Source organism: Amycolatopsis ultiminotia, assembly GCF_039536925.1.
GTDB classification, from domain to species: Bacteria; Actinomycetota; Actinomycetes; order Mycobacteriales; family Pseudonocardiaceae; genus Amycolatopsis; species Amycolatopsis ultiminotia.
In genome coordinates this window covers 372,032-390,472 of sequence record NZ_BAAAZN010000001.1, presented here as the reverse complement: position 1 = coordinate 390,472, position 18,441 = coordinate 372,032, and the positions used below count along the sequence as shown (strand labels likewise).

The following is an 18,441-nucleotide window of genomic DNA, read 5'->3' as shown; positions in this document are numbered from 1 at the left end:
TCCGGTTCACGGACGCAGCAGGACCTTCGTCCAGCCTTCGTCGCGACGGTCGAAGCTCTCGTATCCCGCGGCGGCCTCAGTCAGCGGCATTTCGTGTGACACCAGGAACGAGGGCCGCGCGCGGCCTTCGATGATCAGGTCGCGCAGCTGCCGGTTGTACCGCTTCACCGGTGCCTGACCGTTGCCTATGTGCTGGCCCTTCATGAAGCAGCTGCCGTAGTCGAAGCCGATCCGGCCCTGTTTGGCCGCCTCGGTGGCGGCGCCGGGGTCCTCGGGCAGGTACACACCGACCACGCCGATGCCGCCGGTCGAGCGCACCGTCTTCACCAGGTTGTCCAGTACCAGTTCGGGATGCTCGGTCCCGGACGGATCGTGGGCCTGGTAGCCCACCGCTTCGACGCCGCAGTCGGTACCCACACCACCGGTCGCGGCGAGGATCTGGTCGACCGGGTCCGCTTCGGACAGATCGATCGGCACCGCACCGATCTTCTCCGCCATGGCGAGCCGGTCGCGTTCCTTGTCGACCACGTACACCTCGGACGCACCGCGCAGAACGGCGCTGTGCGCGGCCATCAGTCCCACCGGGCCCGCGCCGAACACCGCGACCCGGTCGCCCGGCTCCATACCGGCCAGTTCGGTGCCGTGCCAGCCGGTCGGGAAGATGTCCGACAGCATGGTGAAGTCGTTCTCGTGCTCTTCACCTGGCGGCAGTTCGAGCAGGTTGAAGTCGGCCCACGGCACGCGCAGGTACTCCGCCTGCCCGCCGTCGTAGGGACCCATGCCCGCGTACCCGTATGCGGCGCCGTCCATCCCGTCCATCGGATTGGCGCGCAAGCAGAACGAGGTCCAGCCGGTTTCGCACGAACGGCAGGCGCCGCACGCGATGTTGAACGGCACCGACACCCGGTCGCCGACGCCGATCCGGGTCACCCCCGGCCCGGTCTCCACGACCACGCCCATGTTCTCGTGGCCGAGGATCTTGCCTTCCTCGACGTTCGTGCGGCCCTCGTACATGTGCAGGTCGGACCCGCAGATGTTGGTCGTGGTGATCCGCACGATCGCGTCACCCGGCGCCTCGATCGGCGGTTCCGGCACGTCCTTGACCGCCACCTGCCGCGGGCCCTGGTAGACAACTGCCTTCATGACGGCTCCCCTTCTGTCCGTGGTCTCCCCCGGCTACCCGCTCGCGCCACGCGTAATCCCGCACCGGCACGGGTAGCCCGCCGGTATGAGCAGCCGCCTGATCGCGATCGCCGTGGACTGCCGGGACGCCGACGCCCTTGCCGAGTTCTGGCGGGAAGTCCTCGGCTACCCACCGCCGGACCGGTGGGCCGACAGCCACGGCACCACCTACGTCGAGCTGAAGGCACCGGACCGCCCGTCGGTGTTGTTCCAGCCGGTGCCAGAGGGAAAAGCGGGCAAGAACCGGCTGCACCTGGACGTGGCCCCGGAAACCGTCGAACAGCGCGACGAGGTGGCCCGCCTGGTCACCCTGGGCGCCACCCTGGTGGACGACCCGGAGGACGACCGCTGGGTGGTGCTGCAGGACCCGGAGGGGAACGAATTCTGCGTACTGCCCCGCCGGCCGTGACCACGTACCTGGGGGTCCACTATGGACACCGGGACTGCCGATCGGGACTGCCGGCGGGAAGACCTCGGCGAAGGGCGATCTCCGCCCGGTGTCGACCCTGCCGGGTGCACCGGGTATCGCCACCGCGAATTGCAGCAGCGACCACGGAAGCCGGGCGTGCGCTGTGCGAACCCGCCCCTGGCCGGCGCTGGTGACCGGGGCCGGTGTCCCGATCGGCAGATGCCGGTACGGGACCCGGCCCTCCGTCCACTGTGGAAGACCGACCCGGGCGCCCGGTGCCGATGGCGGGGCCTCTACGATTCCGCAGGTGAGTGCCTACGACGACATCTTCGACCAGCTCGACGCCTCGGGGCTGCCCGCTCGGCAGCAGCACATCCTCGCCACCATCCGGGACTGGGTCGGGCGGCACGGGTACTCGCCGAGCACCAGGGAGATCGGCGAGGCGGTCGGGCTGCGGTCCACCTCGTCGGTGTCGAAGCACCTCGCCGCGCTGGAGGACAAGGGGTTCCTGCGCCGCAGTGCCGCGATGTCGCGGCCGATCGACGTGCGGGCGTTCCTCGGCGACCGCCCCGAGCGCGAGAACGGCGACTCGGTGCGCGTGCCGGTGGTCGGCGACATCGCCGCGGGCACGCCGATCTCCGCGCAGGAACACGTGGACGACACCCTTGAGCTGCCGCGCGGGCTCACCGGCCGGGGCACCGTGTTCGGGCTGCGGGTGCGCGGGGACTCGATGGTCGACGCGGCGATCTGCGACGGCGACATCGTGGTGGTGAAACAGCAGTCCGAAGCGCATTCGGGCCAGATCGTCGCCGCGATGATCGACGAGGAGGCCACGGTCAAGGTCTACCGCCGCCGCGACGGGCACGTCTACCTGGAGCCGCGCAACCCGGCCTACGACGTGCTCGACGGCGACCGGGCGGTGGTGCTCGGCGCCGTCGTCTCCGTGCTGCGCAGCGTCTGACCCGGCGCTACCAGCGCACCGGCAGCTCGTACACGCCGTAGACCGAGCCGTCGTGCTTGAACGGGATGTCCTCGACGTCCGCGGCGAGCGCGAGCGTGGGGATCCGCCGGTACAGCGTGCGGTACACCACCTGCAGTTCCAGCCGGGCCAGCGGCTGGCCGAGGCACTGGTGCACGCCGAAACCGAACGCCACGTGCCGGCGCGGGTTGCGGGTCAGGTCGAGCCGGTCCGGATCGGGGAAGACCGACGCATCCCGGTTCGCGATGTCGTTGGCCATGATCAGGCCCTCGCCCGCGCGGATGGTCTGCCCGGCGATCTCGATGTCCTCGAGCGCAACCCGGCGGCGGCCGCTGTGCGTGATGGTGAGATAGCGCAGCAGCTCCTCGACCGCCGACGCGACCACCGCCGGCTCGTCCCCGGATTCGCGCAGCAACGCCAGCTGGTCCGGATCGCGCAGCAACGCGAGCGTGCCGAGTGCGATCATGTTGGCCGTCGTCTCGTGCCCGGCGATCAGCAGCAGCACGCCCATCTGGGCGGCCTCGGACCGGGTCAGCTCCCCCGCTTCGACGCGGTCGGCGAGCCCGGACAGCAGATCGTCGCCACGGCGTTCGAGCTTCGTCCCTATCAGCTCGTCCAGGTACCCGGACAGGGCCCGCTGCGCGGCGTGCCGGTCCGCCGGCTCGGCGGAGCGGCGGATCAGGATCTTGCTGTTGTCCTGGAAGAAGTCGTGGTCGGCATACGGCACGCCGAGCAGCTCGCAGATCACCAGGGACGGCACCGGCAGCGCGAACGCCTGCACCAGGTCGGCCGGGTTCGGCCCGGCCAGCATCGCGTCGATCTGCTCGTCCACGATCCGTTGCACGGCCGGGCGCAGGATCTCGGTGCGCTTGACGGTGAACGCACCGGTGACCATGCGCCGCAGCCTGCCGTGTTCCGGATCGTCCATCAGGATGAAGCTGATCCCGGTGCCGCCCGGCGGGATCGGCACCTGGCTCGGGTAGCCGGGCCGGGTGACGTCCGCGCTCACCCGCGGGTCGGCCATCAGCGCACGCTGCTCGGCGTACCGGGTGACCAGCCACGGGGTGCTGCCGTCCCACAGCCGCACGCGCGCGAGCGGCGCCTCCTCCTGCAGCCCGCGCGCGGCGGGCGGCGGGTCGAACGGGCAGCGATCCGCCCGCGGCATGGGGAAGTCCGGCGCACCTGCCGGGTCGAGCGTGCTGGTCATCAGGTCCTCCTGGGTGCCGACGGCGATCTCCCACCCGGCGCCCGCCCTGTCCCGCATCCCGCCCCGGGTTCGTGATCAGTCAACCGGAACGGGCCAAGTTAAGTCAAGTGCTTGAGTTAGCGGACAGGTGCCGCCGGAACCACCCGGTCAGGCCGTCGTCCACCGCACCGGCCGGCTGCGACTGGGGTGCCGGCTCGATCCCGGGTTCCTCGGCCAGCGGATGCGCGAGGCCGGGGACGGTCAGCAGTTCGGCCCGCTCTCCCATGGCCTCGGCGAGGTGCACCGCATCGGCCCGCAGGCCGGGATGATCCAGCTCACCGCTGACGACCAGCAGCGGGGCGCGGCTCGCGAGCACGTCCGCCTTGGCCAGGAAATCCAGGCTGTCCACGGCTTTCTCGGACTCGGCGGTGTACGGGTAGTCGCCGGAGAACAGGTCGACGACCGACCGCATCCGGATGGCCGCGTTCACCAGCGCACCGGCGAAGACCGGGGTGCCGGTGTCCGCGAGGATCCGCAGTGCGACGGCCCCGCCCGCGGACGCGCCGAGCACGCCGATCGGGCCGTCGTCGACCGGCAGCTGCGCGCGGATCGACGCGAGCGCGGCCGGGAACTCCTCGCTCGCCTGCCGGATGACCGGATCCAGGAAGAGCATCAGCGGATCCTCGCGGAGCAGCTCGACGGCGGCGTCGAGCTTGCCATCGACCATCCGGGCCCCGCACATCGGCATGCCCAGATGCACCCGCCACGCGGGCAGCCCGTGCATCGGCAGCGCCGCCGCGAACGCCGGGTCGGACCTCGGCGCGTCCAGCATGTGCCAGGTGAGGACCAGCTGGCTGGCGGCATCGTCGGACGGCGGCAGCGCGGTGAACGGTACGCCGGCCGCCGTGCCGGTGATCGGTGCGTGCATGGCGGCCACGGTAGGCCCGGGACCGCCTGCCGGAAACCGGTTATGCCACCGGCGAACGGCATCCGGATACCGGCACGGTCCGATTCGGCCGGATACGTCGACTGTCGCAAGAGGACAGTGGCGGGACGCGGGCCGCCGATTTCCGCCGGACGCGGTCCGATCGAGCCGAAGTGTGCTTGGATCGGGGTACGACTTTTTCGGGGGTGACGGCATGACGGCAGGAAAGTTCCGGTTCGGCGTGGTCGCGGCGGCGCGCCAGGGCGCCGCGCAGTGGCGGGAGACGGCCCGCCGCGCGGAGGATCTCGGCTATTCGACGCTGCTTTCGCCGGACAGCCTGGACGCACCCACTCCCACCGCGGCGCTGGCCGTGGCGGCGACCGCGACGAGTGAGCTGCGGGTCGGCTCGTTCGTGCTGGCCAGTCCGCTGCGCACGCCGCGCGCGGCCGCGTGGGAAGCGCACAGCCTGAGCGTGCTCACCGACCGCCGGTTCGAACTCGGCATCGGCACCGGGATCCCGGCGATGCGCGAGGCCGCCGCCGAACTCGGCCTGCCCTACGGCACCGGGAAGGAACGCCTCGCCCAGGTCGCGGACACGATCTCGCACGTACGCCGCCTCGACGGCGAGGAGCACACCCCGGTGATGGTCGCCGCGGGCGGGCCGCGGGCACGCCGCCTCGCCGGGGAGCGCGCGGACATCGTGACCCTCGCCGACGGGGTACTCACCAGCCGCGCCGACTTCGCCGAGCACGCCGCGGAGGTCCGTGCCGCGGCAGGCGAGCGGGAGGTGGAACTGGCGATGAACATCTTCGTGGTCGGCGATCAGGTCCCGCCGCAGGTCCGCAGCTTCATCGCCGTGGACGCCGACACCCTGCGTGCGCACGAATCGCTGACCATCGTGCCTGCCGATCCGTCCGCGCTGGCCGACGAACTCGAACGGCGGCGCGAGGAGTACGGGATTTCCTACGTCAGCGTGAACGGCGCGTTCATCGAGGCCTTCGCCCCCGCGGTGGCCCGGCTCCGGGGGCACTGACCCGCAGCGCGGCAAGCAACTCCGCGACGGTCACGTCCTCGTCGTCACGGTGCTCTCGCCACCGGGCGAACAACGCACCGACCGCGGTGAGCAGATCCGGGGACAGCTCGGCGGCCTCGATCGCGGCGGCGATCTCGGCCATCTCGCCCTCCCAGCGCCAGGCTTTCTGCCCGGCCGAGCGCAGCTGCGCGGGCTGTCCCAGCGGGGTGTCCGGCAGGGTTTCCCCGGCCAGTTCACGCAATTCGGCCTCGACGCCGTGCTGTGCGGCGAGCGCGTACGACTGGGCGGCCAGTGCGAACGTCAGCTTGTTGTACGAGGCGAATCCCAGTTTCAGTGCGGACGCTCGACCGACCGGTCCGTCGAGCACGATGGTGCGCAGCGGACCGCCTTCGAAGAGCTCGGCGACCGTGGCCGCCGCGGAGCCGGACAGGTAGAGCCGGGTGGTGCCTGCCGAACGGGGCGGTGGTCCGACGATTCCGCCGTCCACGACGCGGACCTCCGGCCGGAACAGCGCACCGAGGCCCGCCGCGTGTTCCGGGCTGATCGCGTTGGCGTCGACGTAGATTCCCCCGAAACCGGTGGCCGCGACCTGTGCCGCGACCGCCGTCGCGGCCGTCGGCGGGCAGATGCTCAGCACGATCCGGCACCCGGCCAGCGCGTCGAAGTCCGACGTTTCGACGAAGCCCGCTTCGGCCGCCCGCTGCCGGGACGCCGGACCGCGCCCGGCGGACACCCACCGGACCGGCACCCCGCGCGCGACCAGCGCGGCACCGACTGCCGTGCCCATCGTACCGGGGTGCAGCAGTCCCACCGTGAACTCGCCAACGGAATGCTCGGTATCACCCACGGACGGCACTGTAGCCCGGCCGGATCCGATGGGCGGATCGGGCGAAACTGACTTTCGCAGGTATCGCCCGAACCGGCCGCCCGGTATACCTGAAACCCTTCAGAAGGTCTGGACCATTTGCGGGCGGGACCCGGACCCGCCCGCCGGAGACGCCCCCTGTGGAGGCACCATGCACCGGCTGGACGCGACCCGGGACCACGCGCTCGGACTGTTCCGCATCGTCATCGGCTTCCTTTTCGCCTGCCACGGCGTGAAAAGCCTGTTCGGGCTGCTCGGCGCGCATACCGCTGCCGAGGTGGGCACCTGGCCGGGCTGGTGGGCCGCGCTGATCCAGTTCGGCGCAGGCTCGCTGGTGTGCCTCGGCGTCGGCACGAGGGTCGCCGCACTGCTCGGATCCGGTTCGATGGCGTTCGCCTACTTCACCGTGCACGCGTCGCGCGGGCTGTTCCCCATCGAGAACGGTGGCGAGGCGTCCGTGCTGTTCTGCTGGGCGCTGCTGGTGCTCGCGTTCACCGGGCCGGGCCGGTTCGCCCTCGGCAGTGCGTTCGCCGCGTTGCGCCCGCGTGCCGGAAAAGCGGTGCCCCAGCGGGGCTGACCCGGGCGGGTCAGCCCCGTTGCGTACCGGTCTCCGCGAGGTCGTCGATCGCGCCGACGAGTTCGGCGAGCGCGGGGATCGCGGCGGCAATGAGGTGCCGCCACGCGGGGTGCACGCGATCCAGCGCCGCGGCGAGGATCGCGGCGTTGTGCCCCTGCCAGCGCCCGACCGCCGCCTGACCGGCGGGGGTCAGCTCGAGCGCGACGGTGCGCCGGTCGTCACCGCCGCTGGTCCGGGTGACCAGGTCACGCGTCCGCAACCCGGTGACCATGGTGGTGACCGAGTTCGGCGCGAGCTTCAGCAGCTGCGCCAGCCTGCTCGGCCGGGCGCCGGGATTCTCCGCAAGGCAGGACAGCAGCTCCAGCTGCGCCACGGAAAGCGTGTTGTCCGGATCAGCAGTCCGCGCGGCGCGGCGCATCGCCCGCCGAAGCCGAGCAACCACATCGGCGAGCGCGGGCTCCGGCGGCACCGGCCCGGCCCCCGACGACCCCGCCCCGCCTTGCGGCGCCTGCGCCCCGGACGCCGGGGAAGCCGAGTCCGGTTGCGCCACCGCCGACGCCGCCCCTTCGGCAGCAGATCCCGACGAGACCAAGCCCGGTCGCGACCTCGTCCCCACGCCGGATTCCGACGAGACCGAGCCCGGGTGCGACCTCCCCACGCCGGATTCCGACGAGACCGAGCCCGGGTGCGACCTCCCCACGCCGGGTTCCGACGAGACCGAGCCCGGGTGCGGCCTCCCCACGCCGGGTTCCGACGAGACCGAGCCCGGGTGCGACCTCCCCACGCCGGACCCCAGTGAGGTCGCCCCGGCTGGCGGCTCTTCCGCGCTGGATTCCGGCGGGGCCGGCTCGGGCTTCGTCGTCGTGGGCTCTGCCGTCTCCGCAGCAGGTTCCGAGCCGCGTCGGGCCACCGACGCGGACTTTGCGGTCTCCTGACCGGGCTCCGGCGGGACCGACCCGGGTTGCGCCCCCGCCGCGGACGGGGCCGTCTCGGCGGCGGATTCCGGTGTCCCGGGGGCGGTCGGCGGTGTCCTCGGGGCGGGTTTCTCCGTCACCGGGCCACCTTGGCGCGGACGGACCGGCCGGGCGCCGTCGTGCGGCCGGTCGCGGTGGCCGGGAGGGCGGCGCCGGTCCGTGCTGTGCGGGTGCCCGGTTCGCCGCCGGTGTGCAGGCACCTCGTCCCCGGTGTCCCGCTCAGTGCGGTACCCAGTCCGCGTGCCATCTTCATCAGTCCACCTCCGGTGGCCGCGTCCGCGCCCAGCACGGCCGAATTGTCCGCCAGCGTGCACACTCCCAGACCGGGACCGGCCACCACCAGCGACACGCCCACCTCCCACGCTGCGGACACCGGCCGAAGACCGGGGTGACCCACCGCACCGCACGGAGTACTGCCGCCGCTGTCCGGGTGTGCGGATGCACCTGGCGGGTAACCGGGTGCCACCAGGAGAGGAGGCCGGAGATGCCGGAGATCCACGAGTACCTCACCGAAGTCCGCTACCCGTGCGACCGCGCGGAGATCCTGCGCCGCGCAACCGCCCGCGGCGCCGACGACGCGGTCCTCGGCCGGCTGGGCACCCTGCCCGAACAGGAGTACGACAGCCTCGACACGGTGCACGACCTGCTCGGCCGAGCCGAGGACCCGCACCACTAGCACCCGCCTCTTCGGGCACGAACGGCACCGGCCGGCGCCGGGGAAGGGGTACCACCGCCTGCCGTGGCGGAGGTACGCCGGCGCCGGTCCCGTCGAGCGGCGGGATCCCCGCCCGAGACGATCAGATGCCTGCCGCGATCCGGTCGGCCACCGTGCGCGGTTCGCGCTGCAGGAGTTCGGCCAGCAGCGGGTCGACTCCGGCGAAACGGCCCTCGCGGGCGGCCCGGAACGTGGTGAGCGTCATCCGTGCCATCGCTTCCGGGGTACCGGCAGCGACCTTCCCCGCGATCCACTCCTCGTCGTCGACCACGATGCGCTTGACCTCATGGCCGCTGATCCCGGAGGCCATGGCAGCGATGTCGGCGAAGGTCACGGCGTGGCTCGCGGTGAGCGTGACCGGGCCTTCGAACGTCCGGTCGCCGGCCAGGATGACCGCTGCCGCGGTGGCGGCGTCGGCGCGGTCGGTCCAGGAGACCGGCCCGTCGGCCGGGGCCGTGATCGTGCCGGTCTGCTGCCAGGGTCCGAGCAACCAGCCCAGGCTGTGGGCGTAGAAGCCGTTGCGCAGCGAGGTCCACGCGACGCCGGAGCCGGCGAGGAGCTCTTCGGTGGCAGCGTGGTCGCGTGCCGGGCGGAAGGGACTCTCGGCGCCGGCGCCCTGGTGACTGGTGTAGAGGATGCGCCGGGCGCCTGCTTCGACGGCGGCCTCGATGCCGTTGCGGTGCAGCGAGACCGCGTCCGCGTGCGGATCGCTGGAGGAGACGAGCAGGACCTGTTCGGCACCCTCGAAGGAGTGGCGCAAGGCTGCCGGGTCCTCGTAAGAGCCCTGGCGTACCCGCACCCCGCGGTCGGCGAAGTGCTGTGCGCTGGCGACGTCACGGACGCTGACGCCGATCTGCTCCGCAGGGATGCGGTTGAGAAGCTGCTCGACGGTGGCACCGTTCAGCGCGCCGGTCGCACCGGTGACAACGATCATGGTGGCGTTCCTTCCTGCCCGCCGGCACGGACGGGCGCGTTTCGTCAGCCGCGCAGAAGCGGCAGGAGTATGTCGTCGACGAGGTGCTCGACGAAGCGTTCGTCGCATCGCCCGCCGGCCACGACGACGCGGTGCACGATCACTGCCGGGGCGAGCTCGGCGAACAGCTCGGCAGCGTGCGGCGCCACCTGCTCACCGCGCCCGACCGCCTCGCCGAACGGGTGCTCGGTCATCGCGACCTCGTCGCGGCGCAGAATGCGGCGCATCTCCTCGGCCAGCCTCGGATCACTGCGCATCCCGGCGAACAATGCCCCGAGCAGCCCGACTTCCTGTTCGGCGATCTGGTGCGCCAGCCACCCGACCAGCGCGAGCAGGTTTTCGCGGAGGCCTGCCGCGGCAGGCTCGGGCGGAGTGCCCGCAGAGCGGTACTCGGCCGCGGCGGCGACGAGTGCAGCCTTGTCCGGATAACGGCGATAGATCGTCGTCTTCGCCACCCCGCTGCGGCTTGCGACCGCCTCCATGGACAGCTGCTCGTAACCGGTTTCGGTCAGCAGCGCCAGCGTCGCCCGGAGAATGGCCCTGTCACGGCCGGTGTCGCGCGGCCTGCCGACGGTGGAAGGCCGGCCCGCACCGGCCGCTCGCGGGCCATCCGATGCGCTCGCCACGAGGGACCCCTTTCGATACGCTACCGTTTCGTATCGAAATTAACCCACCCTTGTGCGCACGTCAAACCGGCGTTGCCGAGGTCACTGCCGGTACGGGGCGGCCGCGGCCTGGGCCGCGGTGATGAACGCGCCCTTGTTCTCCGGCCAGAAGGTGCTGTCCACACACGAGTACTGCGGCAGGAAGCCACCGCAGGTGCCGCTGTCCGGGCCGACCTCGAAGGTGAAGCTCGCCACGCCCAGTGCGCCGTAGGTGAAATCGTCGGTGGTGCCGCTCGTGGAGTAGCCGACCGTCTCGCCGTTGGTGCCCACCAGATACCCGTTCGAGGCCTTGAACTTCGCACCCAGCGCACGGTATTGCGCGTCATTGGGCGAGTTCGCGTCGGTGAAGCCCCACGGGATCACGATGTCGTTGCCGTAGCTGTGCAGGGTGATCATGGTGCCGCGGGCGGTCTCCGGCGCCGGATCGTCGACGCCGCTGCCGCGTTGCTGCGGGTAGATCGCCCGGAAGAACTTCTCCAGCGCCTGCGTCTCCGGTTCCGAACCGGCGGCGGAACCCTGGTAGGTCTCGTCGCACGGCGAGGAGGACTCGCCGCCCCAGTGGAAGGTGGAGTTGCGGTTGAGGTCGATGCCGAGGTCGGTACCGGTGCACCCGCCCCTGCTGTCGTCCGCATTCTTGCGGTGCAACACGGGTGAATCGCCGCCGGCGGCCACGATGTCCACCCCGTCCGGATTGGCGATCGGCACCACCCAGACCTCCGTCGTGTCCAGAATGGACTTCGCGACGGAGTCGGTCGAATAGCCGTCGGCCAGGTAGTCGATCCAGCGCCAGGCCAGTTCGCCGGTGGCGATCTCGCGCGCGTGGATCTGTGCCATCAGCACGAATTTCGGCTTCGGTGACGTGCTGGACAGCGCGCAGTCGCCGGACTGCTTCTTGGTCAGGCAGATCGCCTGCAGATCGTGCCCGCCGTCGCCCTGCGCCTTCTTCCACGACCGGCCGATCGAGGTCACCGCGGCGAGGTCCGGATGCGTCTCGGCGACCTGCGCCAGATGCGCCTCGTGCGCGGCGACCGTGCGGTAACCGCCGTAGAAGGTGTCCGCCGCGACGTTCGCGGTAGCTCCTTTGTAGACAGTGTCGGAGAACTCCGGCGCGTAGCCGAGCGATCGCAGCCGCGCGGCCACCGACCGATCCCCCACGACGTAGGCCACGCCGGGACCGGACCGGCTCACGTCGAACCCGGCCCGGACCAGCTCGCCCGCCTGCGCGGCGGACACCGGAACCCGCCACGAGACCGGGCCCGCGGACTCGGCGTTCGCCGTACCCCCGGCAAGACCGGCCACGAGCACGGCGGCGGCGAGCACGGCACGGAACGAAGACCGGACGGCCATCGGGGACTCCTCACGAACGCACAGTGACCGGGCAACCGCGTTCAGTGTGCCGTTCCGGGCGAAGCGGGCACACCCCCGAAAGTCGGGACCACAGTGGACGGACTCCGCAGTCCGGACGCGGTTGACCGGGCGGGCGGGCAGATCCACACTCACCGGGTTCCGGCCCATCAGCCACGGGAGGCGGCCTTGGCGTTCTCGTACCTCACCCACCTGGAGTGTTCGCGCACCGGGGAGACCTCCGCCGCGGACCGGGTGGCCGGCACGTCGGCGGCAGGCGCTCCGCTGCTCGCGCGCTACGACCTGGAGCGGGTCCGGGACACCGTGCGCCCGGCCGAGCTGGCCGGACGCGCACCCGATCTGTGGCGCTACCACGAGGTGCTGCCGGTGCAGGCGCCCGAGCACGTGGTGAGCCTCGGCGAGGGCATGACCCCCCTGCTGCCGCTGCCCGAACAGGGCCGCAAATCCGGGCTGCGGCGGCTGCTGATGAAAGACGAGGGCCTCGTGCCGACCGGGTCGTTCAAGGCCCGCGGCGCCGCGGTCGGGGTGTCCAGGGCGGCCGAGCTCGGAGTGCACGGGGTGGCGATGCCGACCAACGGCAACGCGGGCGCGGCCTGGGCGCTCTACGCCGCACGGGCCGGTATGGCGAGCCTGATCGCGATGCCCGCGGACGCGCCCGCGATCACCATGGCCGAATGCCTTGCCGCGGGCGCCGAGCTGTACCGGGTGGACGGCCTGATCGGCGACGCGGGCAAGCTGGTGGCCGCGGCGGTCGCCGGACGCGAGGGCTACCAGGAGGTGTCCACGCTCAAGGAGCCCTACCGGCTCGAGGGCAAGAAGACCATGGGCTACGAGATCGCCGAGCAGCTCGGCTGGCGGACGCCGGACGTGCTGCTGTACCCGACCGGCGGCGGGGTCGGCATCATCGGCATCTACAAGGCGCTGCTGGAAATGCGCGAGCTCGGCTGGCTGCACGGCGAACTTCCCCGGCTGGTCGCGGTGCAGGCCACCGGCTGCGCGCCGATCGTCGAAGCGTTCGAGGCCGGGGCCAAGGAGAGCAAGCCGTTCCCGGACGCGCACACCGTCGCGTTCGGTATCACCGTGCCCAAGGCGCTGGGGGACTTCCTGGTGCTGGAAGCGCTTTACGCCACCGAAGGCACCGCGGTGGCGGTCACCGACGAGCAACTGCTGGCCGCCCAGCGCCGGCTCGCCGAACTGGAGGGCACGTTCGTCTGCCCGGAGGGCGCGGCCTGTTTCGCCGCGATCGACCGGCTCCGCGAGTCCGGCTGGCTCGGCGAGGACGACGAGACCGTGGTGCTCAACACCGGCGCCGGCATCAAGTACCCCGGAACGGTGCCGCTCGACGTGCCGCTGCTGGCCAGGAACGGGGTCATCCCTGCGGGATCTCCGCCGAATCGGTGAGCCGCAGTTTGCGCCGGGCCCGCTGGTAGAACGTGGTCATGCCGAGCCGGACCACCCGCGCGGCACCGGGGCGGGCCCGCAGTTCGATGGTCTCGCCCGGTCCGACGTAACCGGCCACCCGCCCGTCGATCTCCACCGCGAGCCTGCCGCTGGCCGGCAGCACCTCCAGTGCGACGACGTCGTGCACGGAAAGCACCACGCCGCGGCTGTAGGCCGAATGCGGTGCGGCCGGGGTCACCAGCACCGCCTCCACGGCCGGGCTGGTGATCGGCCCGCCCGCGGAGAAGCTGTACGCGGTGGACCCGGTCGGCGTGGCCACCACGACCGCGTCCGCGGCGTAGCTCACGAACTGCTCGCCGTTCACCCGCACCGCGACGACCGCGCTGCCGTCACCGGGCACGCGGACCACGGCGACGTCGTTGAACGCGGTCGCGGTGCGCTCGCCGAGCCGCGCGTCGACCGCGAGCCGGGGCTCCACGGTGAAGTCCCGGCCGTCGATCGCCGAAAGCGCGTGCGGCAGGTCCGGGACGTCGACCTCGGCGAGGAAGCCCAGCTTGCCGAGGTTCACCCCGAGCACCGGCGCGCGCCTGCCGTCGGTCAGCCGCATCGCGCGCAGCATGGTGCCGTCGCCGCCGAGGCTGACCACGAGGTCCGACCGGCGGCCCAGTTCGGCGGGGGTGACCCCGACCGCCGCACAATCGAGCCGTTCGAGTTCGTCGGCGATGCCCAGTATTTCGATGCCGCGCTCGGCCGCCCAGCCGAGCACGGCGGCGACCGCGTCCGCGGAGTCCCGGCGCGGATGCAGTACCAGCCCGGCGGAATGCATGTCGGTCCCCTCGCCTCGGTCCTGCGGTGTGCTCAGTCTGCCCCGCCTCGCGCAGCGCGGCGAGCCGCGACCCGTCCGGTCGGCGGCCGGCAGCGCAGTAAGCTCGGCGGCCGTGACCGAAACTGCGCCGGTGACCCGGACGAACTGGGCCGGAAACCTCGCCTACCGGGCCCGCGAGGTCCGCACCCCGCGCACACTCGACGAAGCCCGGGAGCTGGTCGCGCAGGCGTCCCGGGTCAAGGCACTCGGCAGCAGGCACAGCTTCAACCCGGTGGCCGACAGCCCCGGCGGATTGCAGCTCGACCTGAGTGCACTCGAGCTGCCCACGGAAATCACTCCGGCCACGGCCGGCGCCCCGGCCACCGTCACACTCGGCGGCGGGGCCCGGTACGGCGAGGTGGTGCCCCGGATCCACGAGGCAGGCTTCGCGCTGGCGAACCTCGCCTCGCTGCCGCACATCACGGTCGCCGGCAGCGTCGCGACCGGCACGCACGGCTCCGGACAGCGGCAGCGCGGGCTCGCATCGGCGGTGTCCGCGGTCGAGCTGCTCACCGCGGACGGCGAGCTGCGTACTTTCACCCGTACCGGCGACCCGGACGTCTTCTCCGGGGTGGTGGTGAACGTCGGCGCGCTCGGCGTGCTGACCCGGTTGACGCTCGACCTCGAGCCGGCATTCGAGGTGCGGCAGGACGCGTTCGACGGACTGCCGTGGCCGACGGCGATCGAGCACTTCGACGAGATCCAGGCAGCCGGGTACAGCGTCTCGCTGTTCACGAACTGGGCGCGCGACGTGGTCGATCAGGTGCTGCTGAAGAACCGGGTGCCTGCCGAGGTGCCCGGCACACTGTTCGGCGCCGTCCCGGCCGACGGGCCCCGGCACCCCGCGCACGCGGCCGGGGTGTCCGCGGAGAACACCACGGTCCAGGGCGGAGTGCCCGGACCGTGGTACGACCGGCTGCCGCACTTCCGCGTCGGCTTCGCTCCGAGCGTCGGTGCCGAACTGCAGAGCGAGTACTTCGTGCCACGGGCGCACGCCGCGGCCGCGTTCCAGGCACTGCGCGGCATCGGTACCCGGATCGCGGAGCTGGTGCTGGTCTCGGAGATCCGCACGATCGCGGGCGACGACCTGTGGCTGAGCCCCGCCTACGGCGGCGACCGGGTGGCGTTCCACTTCACCTGGCAGCACCGCCAGCCGGAGATCGAGGCGCTGCTGCCGGTGCTGGAGCAACGCCTGGCGCCGTTCGGCGTCCGCGCGCACTGGGGCAAGCTGTTCCACGGCGCCCCGCTCGAACCCGGCCACACCGGACTGCCGCGGTTCCGCGCACTCGCCGGGCAGCTCGATCCCCGGGGCACGTTCGGCAACCCGTTCCTGGACCGGACGCTGTCCGGCTGAGCGCGGTCCACAAAGGATCGGTTTACCCCCGGGACACGGCCCGCACTTCCCGTCCACAGTAGACCTACCTGTAACAAAACAGGTACAAAACCCGGTTCCGCGCACGCAGGCTCAGCATGTGGAAGTCCCAACGGGACACTCGACATCCGCAAGCCCGGCGGCCACAGTGGCTCCTGGCCCTCTCCGCGATCCCCAGGAGCCACCGTGACTTCTCCCCCGGCGACCCGCGCCTCGGCGCCACCCGATCCGGCACCGCCGGACGAGGACCGGCTCCGTGAGCTGGCCGCGAAGCGGGTGGCCCGGCAGCGGCGGCCCGGCCGGTGGATCGCCGCGGTGGTGGTCCTCGTGCTGCTGGCCCAGCTCGTCCACGCCCTGGTCACCAATCCGGTGTTCCAGTGGGACGTCTTCGGTTACTGGTTCTTCCGGCCGGTGATCCTCGAAGGACTGCTGCTGACCCTCGAGCTGACCGGGCTCGCCGCGGTGTTCGGGCTGATCGGCGGAATCGTGCTGGCGTTGCTGCGGCTGTCGAAGAATCCGCTGCTGCAGGCGGTTTCCTGGGCGTATGTGTGGATTTTCCGCGCCATCCCGCTGATCGTGCTGCTGCTGTTCCTCGCGAACGTCACCGCGCTCTACAGCACGCTCAGCATCGGCATCCCGTTCGGTCCGTCGTTCCTCCACTTCAGCGCCACCGACGTGCTGAGCTTCTTCGTGGTCGCGGTACTCGGGCTGAGCCTCAACGAAGCCGCCTACGCCGCGGAGATCGTGCGGGCCGGGGTGCTCTCGGTGGACCAGGGCCAGCTCGAGGCGGCCGCCGCGCTCGGGCTGCCACGCACCCGGCAGTACCGGCGGATCATCCTGCCGCAGGCCACCCGCGCCATCGTGCCCGCCTACGCCAACCAGCTGATCGGCCTGCTCAAGGGCACCTCGGTCGTCTACATCACGTCGCTGCTGGAGCTGTTCGGTGTGGTCGAGACCCAGGCCAGCACCAACAGCGGCCAGATCATCCCGCTGCTGCTGGTCGGCACGGTCTGGTACGTCATCCTCACCAGCATCCTCTCGGTGGTCCAGTACTACGTGGAACGCCGCTTCTCCCGCGGTGCACTGCGCACCACGGCACCGACGCCGTTCCAGCGGTTCCGCGGACGGCTCCGCGCGCTGGGGGTGGCCCGATGACGGCCGCGGTCCACGTGCGCAACGCGGTGAAGTCCTTCGACGGTGTCCGCGTCCTCGACGACATCGACCTCACCGCCCCCGGCGGGCAGGTCACCGCGGTGCTCGGCCCGTCCGGATCCGGCAAATCGACGCTGCTGCGCACGATCAACCACCTGGAACGCCTCGACAGCGGCTACGTGAGCATCGACGGCGAACTGGTCGGGGTGCGGGTGCACGGCGACCGGTTCAAGGAGCTCGGCGAGCGCGCCATCCTTCGCCAGCGGGCCCGGATCGGGTTCGTGTTCCAGGACTTCAACCTGTTCCCGCACCTCACCGTCCTCGACAACGTGGTGGAGGCGCCGATCGTCACACAGCAGGTGCCCCGGGCCGAAGCGGAAAGCCGGGCGCGGGCACTGCTCGCCCGGGTCGGGCTGGCCGGGCGCGAGCACGCGTATCCGCGGCAGCTGTCCGGCGGTCAGCAGCAGCGGGTGGCGATCGCCCGCGCGCTCGCGCTCGAACCGCGGCTGATCCTGCTCGACGAGCCGACCTCGGCGCTGGACCCGGAACTCGTCGGCGAGGTGCTGGCGGTGGTCAGGGAACTCGCCGGGTCCGGCACCACGATGATCGTGGTGACCCACGAAATCGCCTTCGCCAGGGAGATCGCCGACCACGTCGTGTTCCTCGACGCCGGGCGCGTCGTGGAACAGGGCCCGCCCTCGGCCGTCCTCGACCACCCGCAGCACGACCGCACCCGGGAGTTCCTCGGGAAGGTCACCCGCACCCAGGAGAACGCATGAGAACCCGCACCGTCCTGCCCGTCCTCGCCGCGGTCGCGCTGCTCGCCGGCGCCTGCGGCAGCGCAACCGAGGCCACGACCAATCCGGACGGCTCGCAGAACGTCACCGTCGCGGCGAACACCGCCGAGGGAAAGCCGGTGCAGCTGACCGTGCCCGCGGTCGCGGAAATCCGGGCCAAGCTGCCGAAGGACATCCTGGACCGCGGCAAGCTCGTGATCGGGGTCGGCGCGCTGCCCGCCGGTGCCCCGCCGCTGTCCTACGTCGGCACCGACCAGCGCACCCTGACCGGGTCCGAGCCCGACCTCGGCAGGCTCGTCGCGGCGGTGCTCGGCCTGACCCCGGACGTGCAGAACGCGTCGTGGCAGAACCTGTTCGTGCGCCTGCAGAGCGGACAATTCGACGCGGGATTCTCGAACATCACGGTGACCGAAGAGCGCAAACAGCAGGGGTTCGACTTCGCCGCCTACCGCGAGGACAACCTCGGGTTCGAGGTGAACCGCACGAGCACCTGGCAGTTCGGCGGGAACTACGAGAACCTCGCCGGGAAGGCCGTCGCCGTGGATTCGGGCACGAACCAGGAGAAGATCCTGCTGCAGTGGCGGGACAAGCTCAAGGCCGAGGGCAAGAAACTCGACGTGCGCACCTTTTCCGGGGACAAGAACGGGATCTACCTCGGACTGGCGTCCCACCGGATCGACGCGTATTTCGCACCCAACCCCGGTATCGCCTACCACGTGTCGCAGACCGCGAAGACGCCGAATCCGACGCGCAACGCGGGCGACTACTCCGGTGCCGGCGCCGGCCTGCAGGGCCTGATCGCCGCGACCACCAAGAAGGGCAACGGCCTGATCGCCGCACTCGGCAGTGCGATCGACTACCTCATCCAGCACGGCCAGTACGCCAAGTGGCTTGCCGCGTACGGGCTGGACAGCGAAGCCGTGAAGAAGGCGGAGATCAATCCGCCGGGGTTGCCGTTGAGCAATTCCTGAGCGGTCGCACGAAGAAACCGCCGTGCCGCACGATC

Annotated in this window: 20 protein-coding genes; 10 read left to right on the top strand and 10 right to left on the bottom strand. The window is 71.5% G+C overall.

The genetic code is table 11. From position 1 onward, the window contains the following. Window positions 1–6 precede the first annotated feature (6 nt). Window positions 7–1,143, bottom strand: a complete 1,137-nt coding sequence (locus ABD793_RS01810) for a glutathione-independent formaldehyde dehydrogenase (RefSeq protein WP_344854512.1) — start codon at window positions 1,141–1,143, stop codon at window positions 7–9. Window positions 1,144–1,228: 85 nt separating this feature from the next. On the opposite strand from ABD793_RS01810, the gene ABD793_RS01805 reads away from it, so the two are divergent. Together ABD793_RS01805 and lexA are read left to right on the top strand one after the other, a co-directional pair. After that, entirely contained in the window at window positions 1,229–1,591 is a 363-nt protein-coding gene (locus tag ABD793_RS01805; RefSeq protein WP_344854509.1) for a VOC family protein, read from the top strand. 307 nt (window positions 1,592–1,898) lie between these two features. Beyond that, window positions 1,899–2,552, top strand: a complete 654-nt coding sequence (gene lexA, locus ABD793_RS01800) for a transcriptional repressor LexA (protein ID WP_344854507.1) — start codon at window positions 1,899–1,901, stop codon at window positions 2,550–2,552. 7 nt (window positions 2,553–2,559) lie between these two features. Here the strand turns inward: lexA and ABD793_RS01795 are convergent, their stop codons facing one another. Then, entirely contained in the window at window positions 2,560–3,777 is a 1,218-nt protein-coding gene (locus ABD793_RS01795) for a cytochrome P450 (RefSeq protein WP_344855754.1), read from the bottom strand. A 103-nt stretch (window positions 3,778–3,880) separates the two neighbouring features. Next, a complete protein-coding gene (locus ABD793_RS01790; RefSeq protein WP_344854505.1) occupies window positions 3,881–4,684 on the bottom strand; it encodes an alpha/beta hydrolase family protein in 804 nt (267 codons plus the stop codon). Window positions 4,685–4,895: 211 nt separating this feature from the next. On the opposite strand from ABD793_RS01790, the gene ABD793_RS01785 reads away from it, so the two are divergent. Then, window positions 4,896–5,714: an LLM class flavin-dependent oxidoreductase gene (locus tag ABD793_RS01785; RefSeq protein ID WP_344854503.1), complete on the top strand. Its 819-nt coding sequence runs from the start codon at window positions 4,896–4,898 to the stop codon at window positions 5,712–5,714. Here ABD793_RS01785 and ABD793_RS01780 read toward each other — a convergent pair. Further along, on the bottom strand, window positions 5,668–6,561 hold the full coding sequence (locus ABD793_RS01780) for an NAD(P)-dependent oxidoreductase (RefSeq protein ID WP_344854501.1): 894 nt from the start codon (window positions 6,559–6,561) through the stop codon (window positions 5,668–5,670). The genes ABD793_RS01785 and ABD793_RS01780 overlap by 47 nt on opposite strands. A gap of 169 nt (window positions 6,562–6,730) precedes the next feature. On the opposite strand from ABD793_RS01780, the gene ABD793_RS01775 reads away from it, so the two are divergent. Then, window positions 6,731–7,156, top strand: a complete 426-nt coding sequence (locus ABD793_RS01775) for a DoxX family protein (RefSeq protein ID WP_344854498.1) — start codon at window positions 6,731–6,733, stop codon at window positions 7,154–7,156. A 10-nt stretch (window positions 7,157–7,166) separates the two neighbouring features. Here the strand turns inward: ABD793_RS01775 and ABD793_RS01770 are convergent, their stop codons facing one another. Then, window positions 7,167–7,706 (bottom strand): MarR family winged helix-turn-helix transcriptional regulator, encoded by a 540-nt coding sequence (locus tag ABD793_RS01770; RefSeq protein ID WP_344854496.1) that lies wholly within the window; start codon window positions 7,704–7,706, stop codon window positions 7,167–7,169. A 500-nt stretch (window positions 7,707–8,206) separates the two neighbouring features. Continuing rightward, window positions 8,207–8,503, bottom strand: a complete 297-nt coding sequence (locus tag ABD793_RS01765; RefSeq protein WP_344854493.1) for a hypothetical protein — start codon at window positions 8,501–8,503, stop codon at window positions 8,207–8,209. Window positions 8,504–8,614: 111 nt separating this feature from the next. Here ABD793_RS01765 and ABD793_RS01760 point away from each other — a divergent pair, with 111 nt between their 5' ends. Further along, entirely contained in the window at window positions 8,615–8,806 is a 192-nt protein-coding gene (locus ABD793_RS01760) for a DUF2795 domain-containing protein (RefSeq protein WP_344854490.1), read from the top strand. A gap of 121 nt (window positions 8,807–8,927) precedes the next feature. Here the strand turns inward: ABD793_RS01760 and ABD793_RS01755 are convergent, their stop codons facing one another. The 3 genes from ABD793_RS01755 to ABD793_RS01745 form a co-directional block, all read right to left on the bottom strand. Further along, a complete protein-coding gene (locus ABD793_RS01755) occupies window positions 8,928–9,779 on the bottom strand; it encodes an NmrA family NAD(P)-binding protein (RefSeq protein WP_344854488.1) in 852 nt (283 codons plus the stop codon). 44 nt (window positions 9,780–9,823) lie between these two features. Next, entirely contained in the window at window positions 9,824–10,444 is a 621-nt protein-coding gene (locus tag ABD793_RS01750; RefSeq protein ID WP_344854487.1) for a TetR/AcrR family transcriptional regulator, read from the bottom strand. Between the two features lie 81 nt (window positions 10,445–10,525). Next, window positions 10,526–11,830 (bottom strand): M14 family zinc carboxypeptidase, encoded by a 1,305-nt coding sequence (locus tag ABD793_RS01745; protein WP_344854485.1) that lies wholly within the window; start codon window positions 11,828–11,830, stop codon window positions 10,526–10,528. A 186-nt stretch (window positions 11,831–12,016) separates the two neighbouring features. On the opposite strand from ABD793_RS01745, the gene ABD793_RS01740 reads away from it, so the two are divergent. Beyond that, window positions 12,017–13,249 carry a threonine synthase gene (locus ABD793_RS01740; protein WP_344854482.1) on the top strand — a complete coding sequence of 411 codons (1,233 nt, stop codon included), beginning with the start codon at window positions 12,017–12,019 and terminating at the stop codon, window positions 13,247–13,249. Here ABD793_RS01740 and ABD793_RS01735 read toward each other — a convergent pair. Continuing rightward, window positions 13,218–14,075 (bottom strand): NAD(+)/NADH kinase, encoded by an 858-nt coding sequence (locus ABD793_RS01735; RefSeq protein WP_344854480.1) that lies wholly within the window; start codon window positions 14,073–14,075, stop codon window positions 13,218–13,220. The two genes, ABD793_RS01740 and ABD793_RS01735, sit on opposite strands and share 32 nt — an antisense overlap. A 130-nt stretch (window positions 14,076–14,205) precedes the next feature. Here ABD793_RS01735 and ABD793_RS01730 point away from each other — a divergent pair, with 130 nt between their 5' ends. From ABD793_RS01730 to ABD793_RS01715, 4 genes are all read left to right on the top strand, one after another. Beyond that, a complete protein-coding gene (locus ABD793_RS01730; RefSeq protein WP_344855751.1) occupies window positions 14,206–15,468 on the top strand; it encodes an FAD-binding protein in 1,263 nt (420 codons plus the stop codon). Between the two features lie 204 nt (window positions 15,469–15,672). Beyond that, entirely contained in the window at window positions 15,673–16,641 is a 969-nt protein-coding gene (locus tag ABD793_RS01725) for an amino acid ABC transporter permease (protein WP_344854478.1), read from the top strand. Next, window positions 16,638–17,417, top strand: a complete 780-nt coding sequence (locus ABD793_RS01720; protein WP_344854476.1) for an amino acid ABC transporter ATP-binding protein — start codon at window positions 16,638–16,640, stop codon at window positions 17,415–17,417. The genes ABD793_RS01725 and ABD793_RS01720 overlap by 4 nt, the downstream gene beginning before the upstream one ends. After that, window positions 17,414–18,406, top strand: a complete 993-nt coding sequence (locus tag ABD793_RS01715; RefSeq protein WP_344854474.1) for a transporter substrate-binding domain-containing protein — start codon at window positions 17,414–17,416, stop codon at window positions 18,404–18,406. Before ABD793_RS01720 ends, ABD793_RS01715 begins: the two co-directional genes overlap by 4 nt. The last annotated feature ends 35 nt before the right edge of the window (window positions 18,407–18,441 follow it).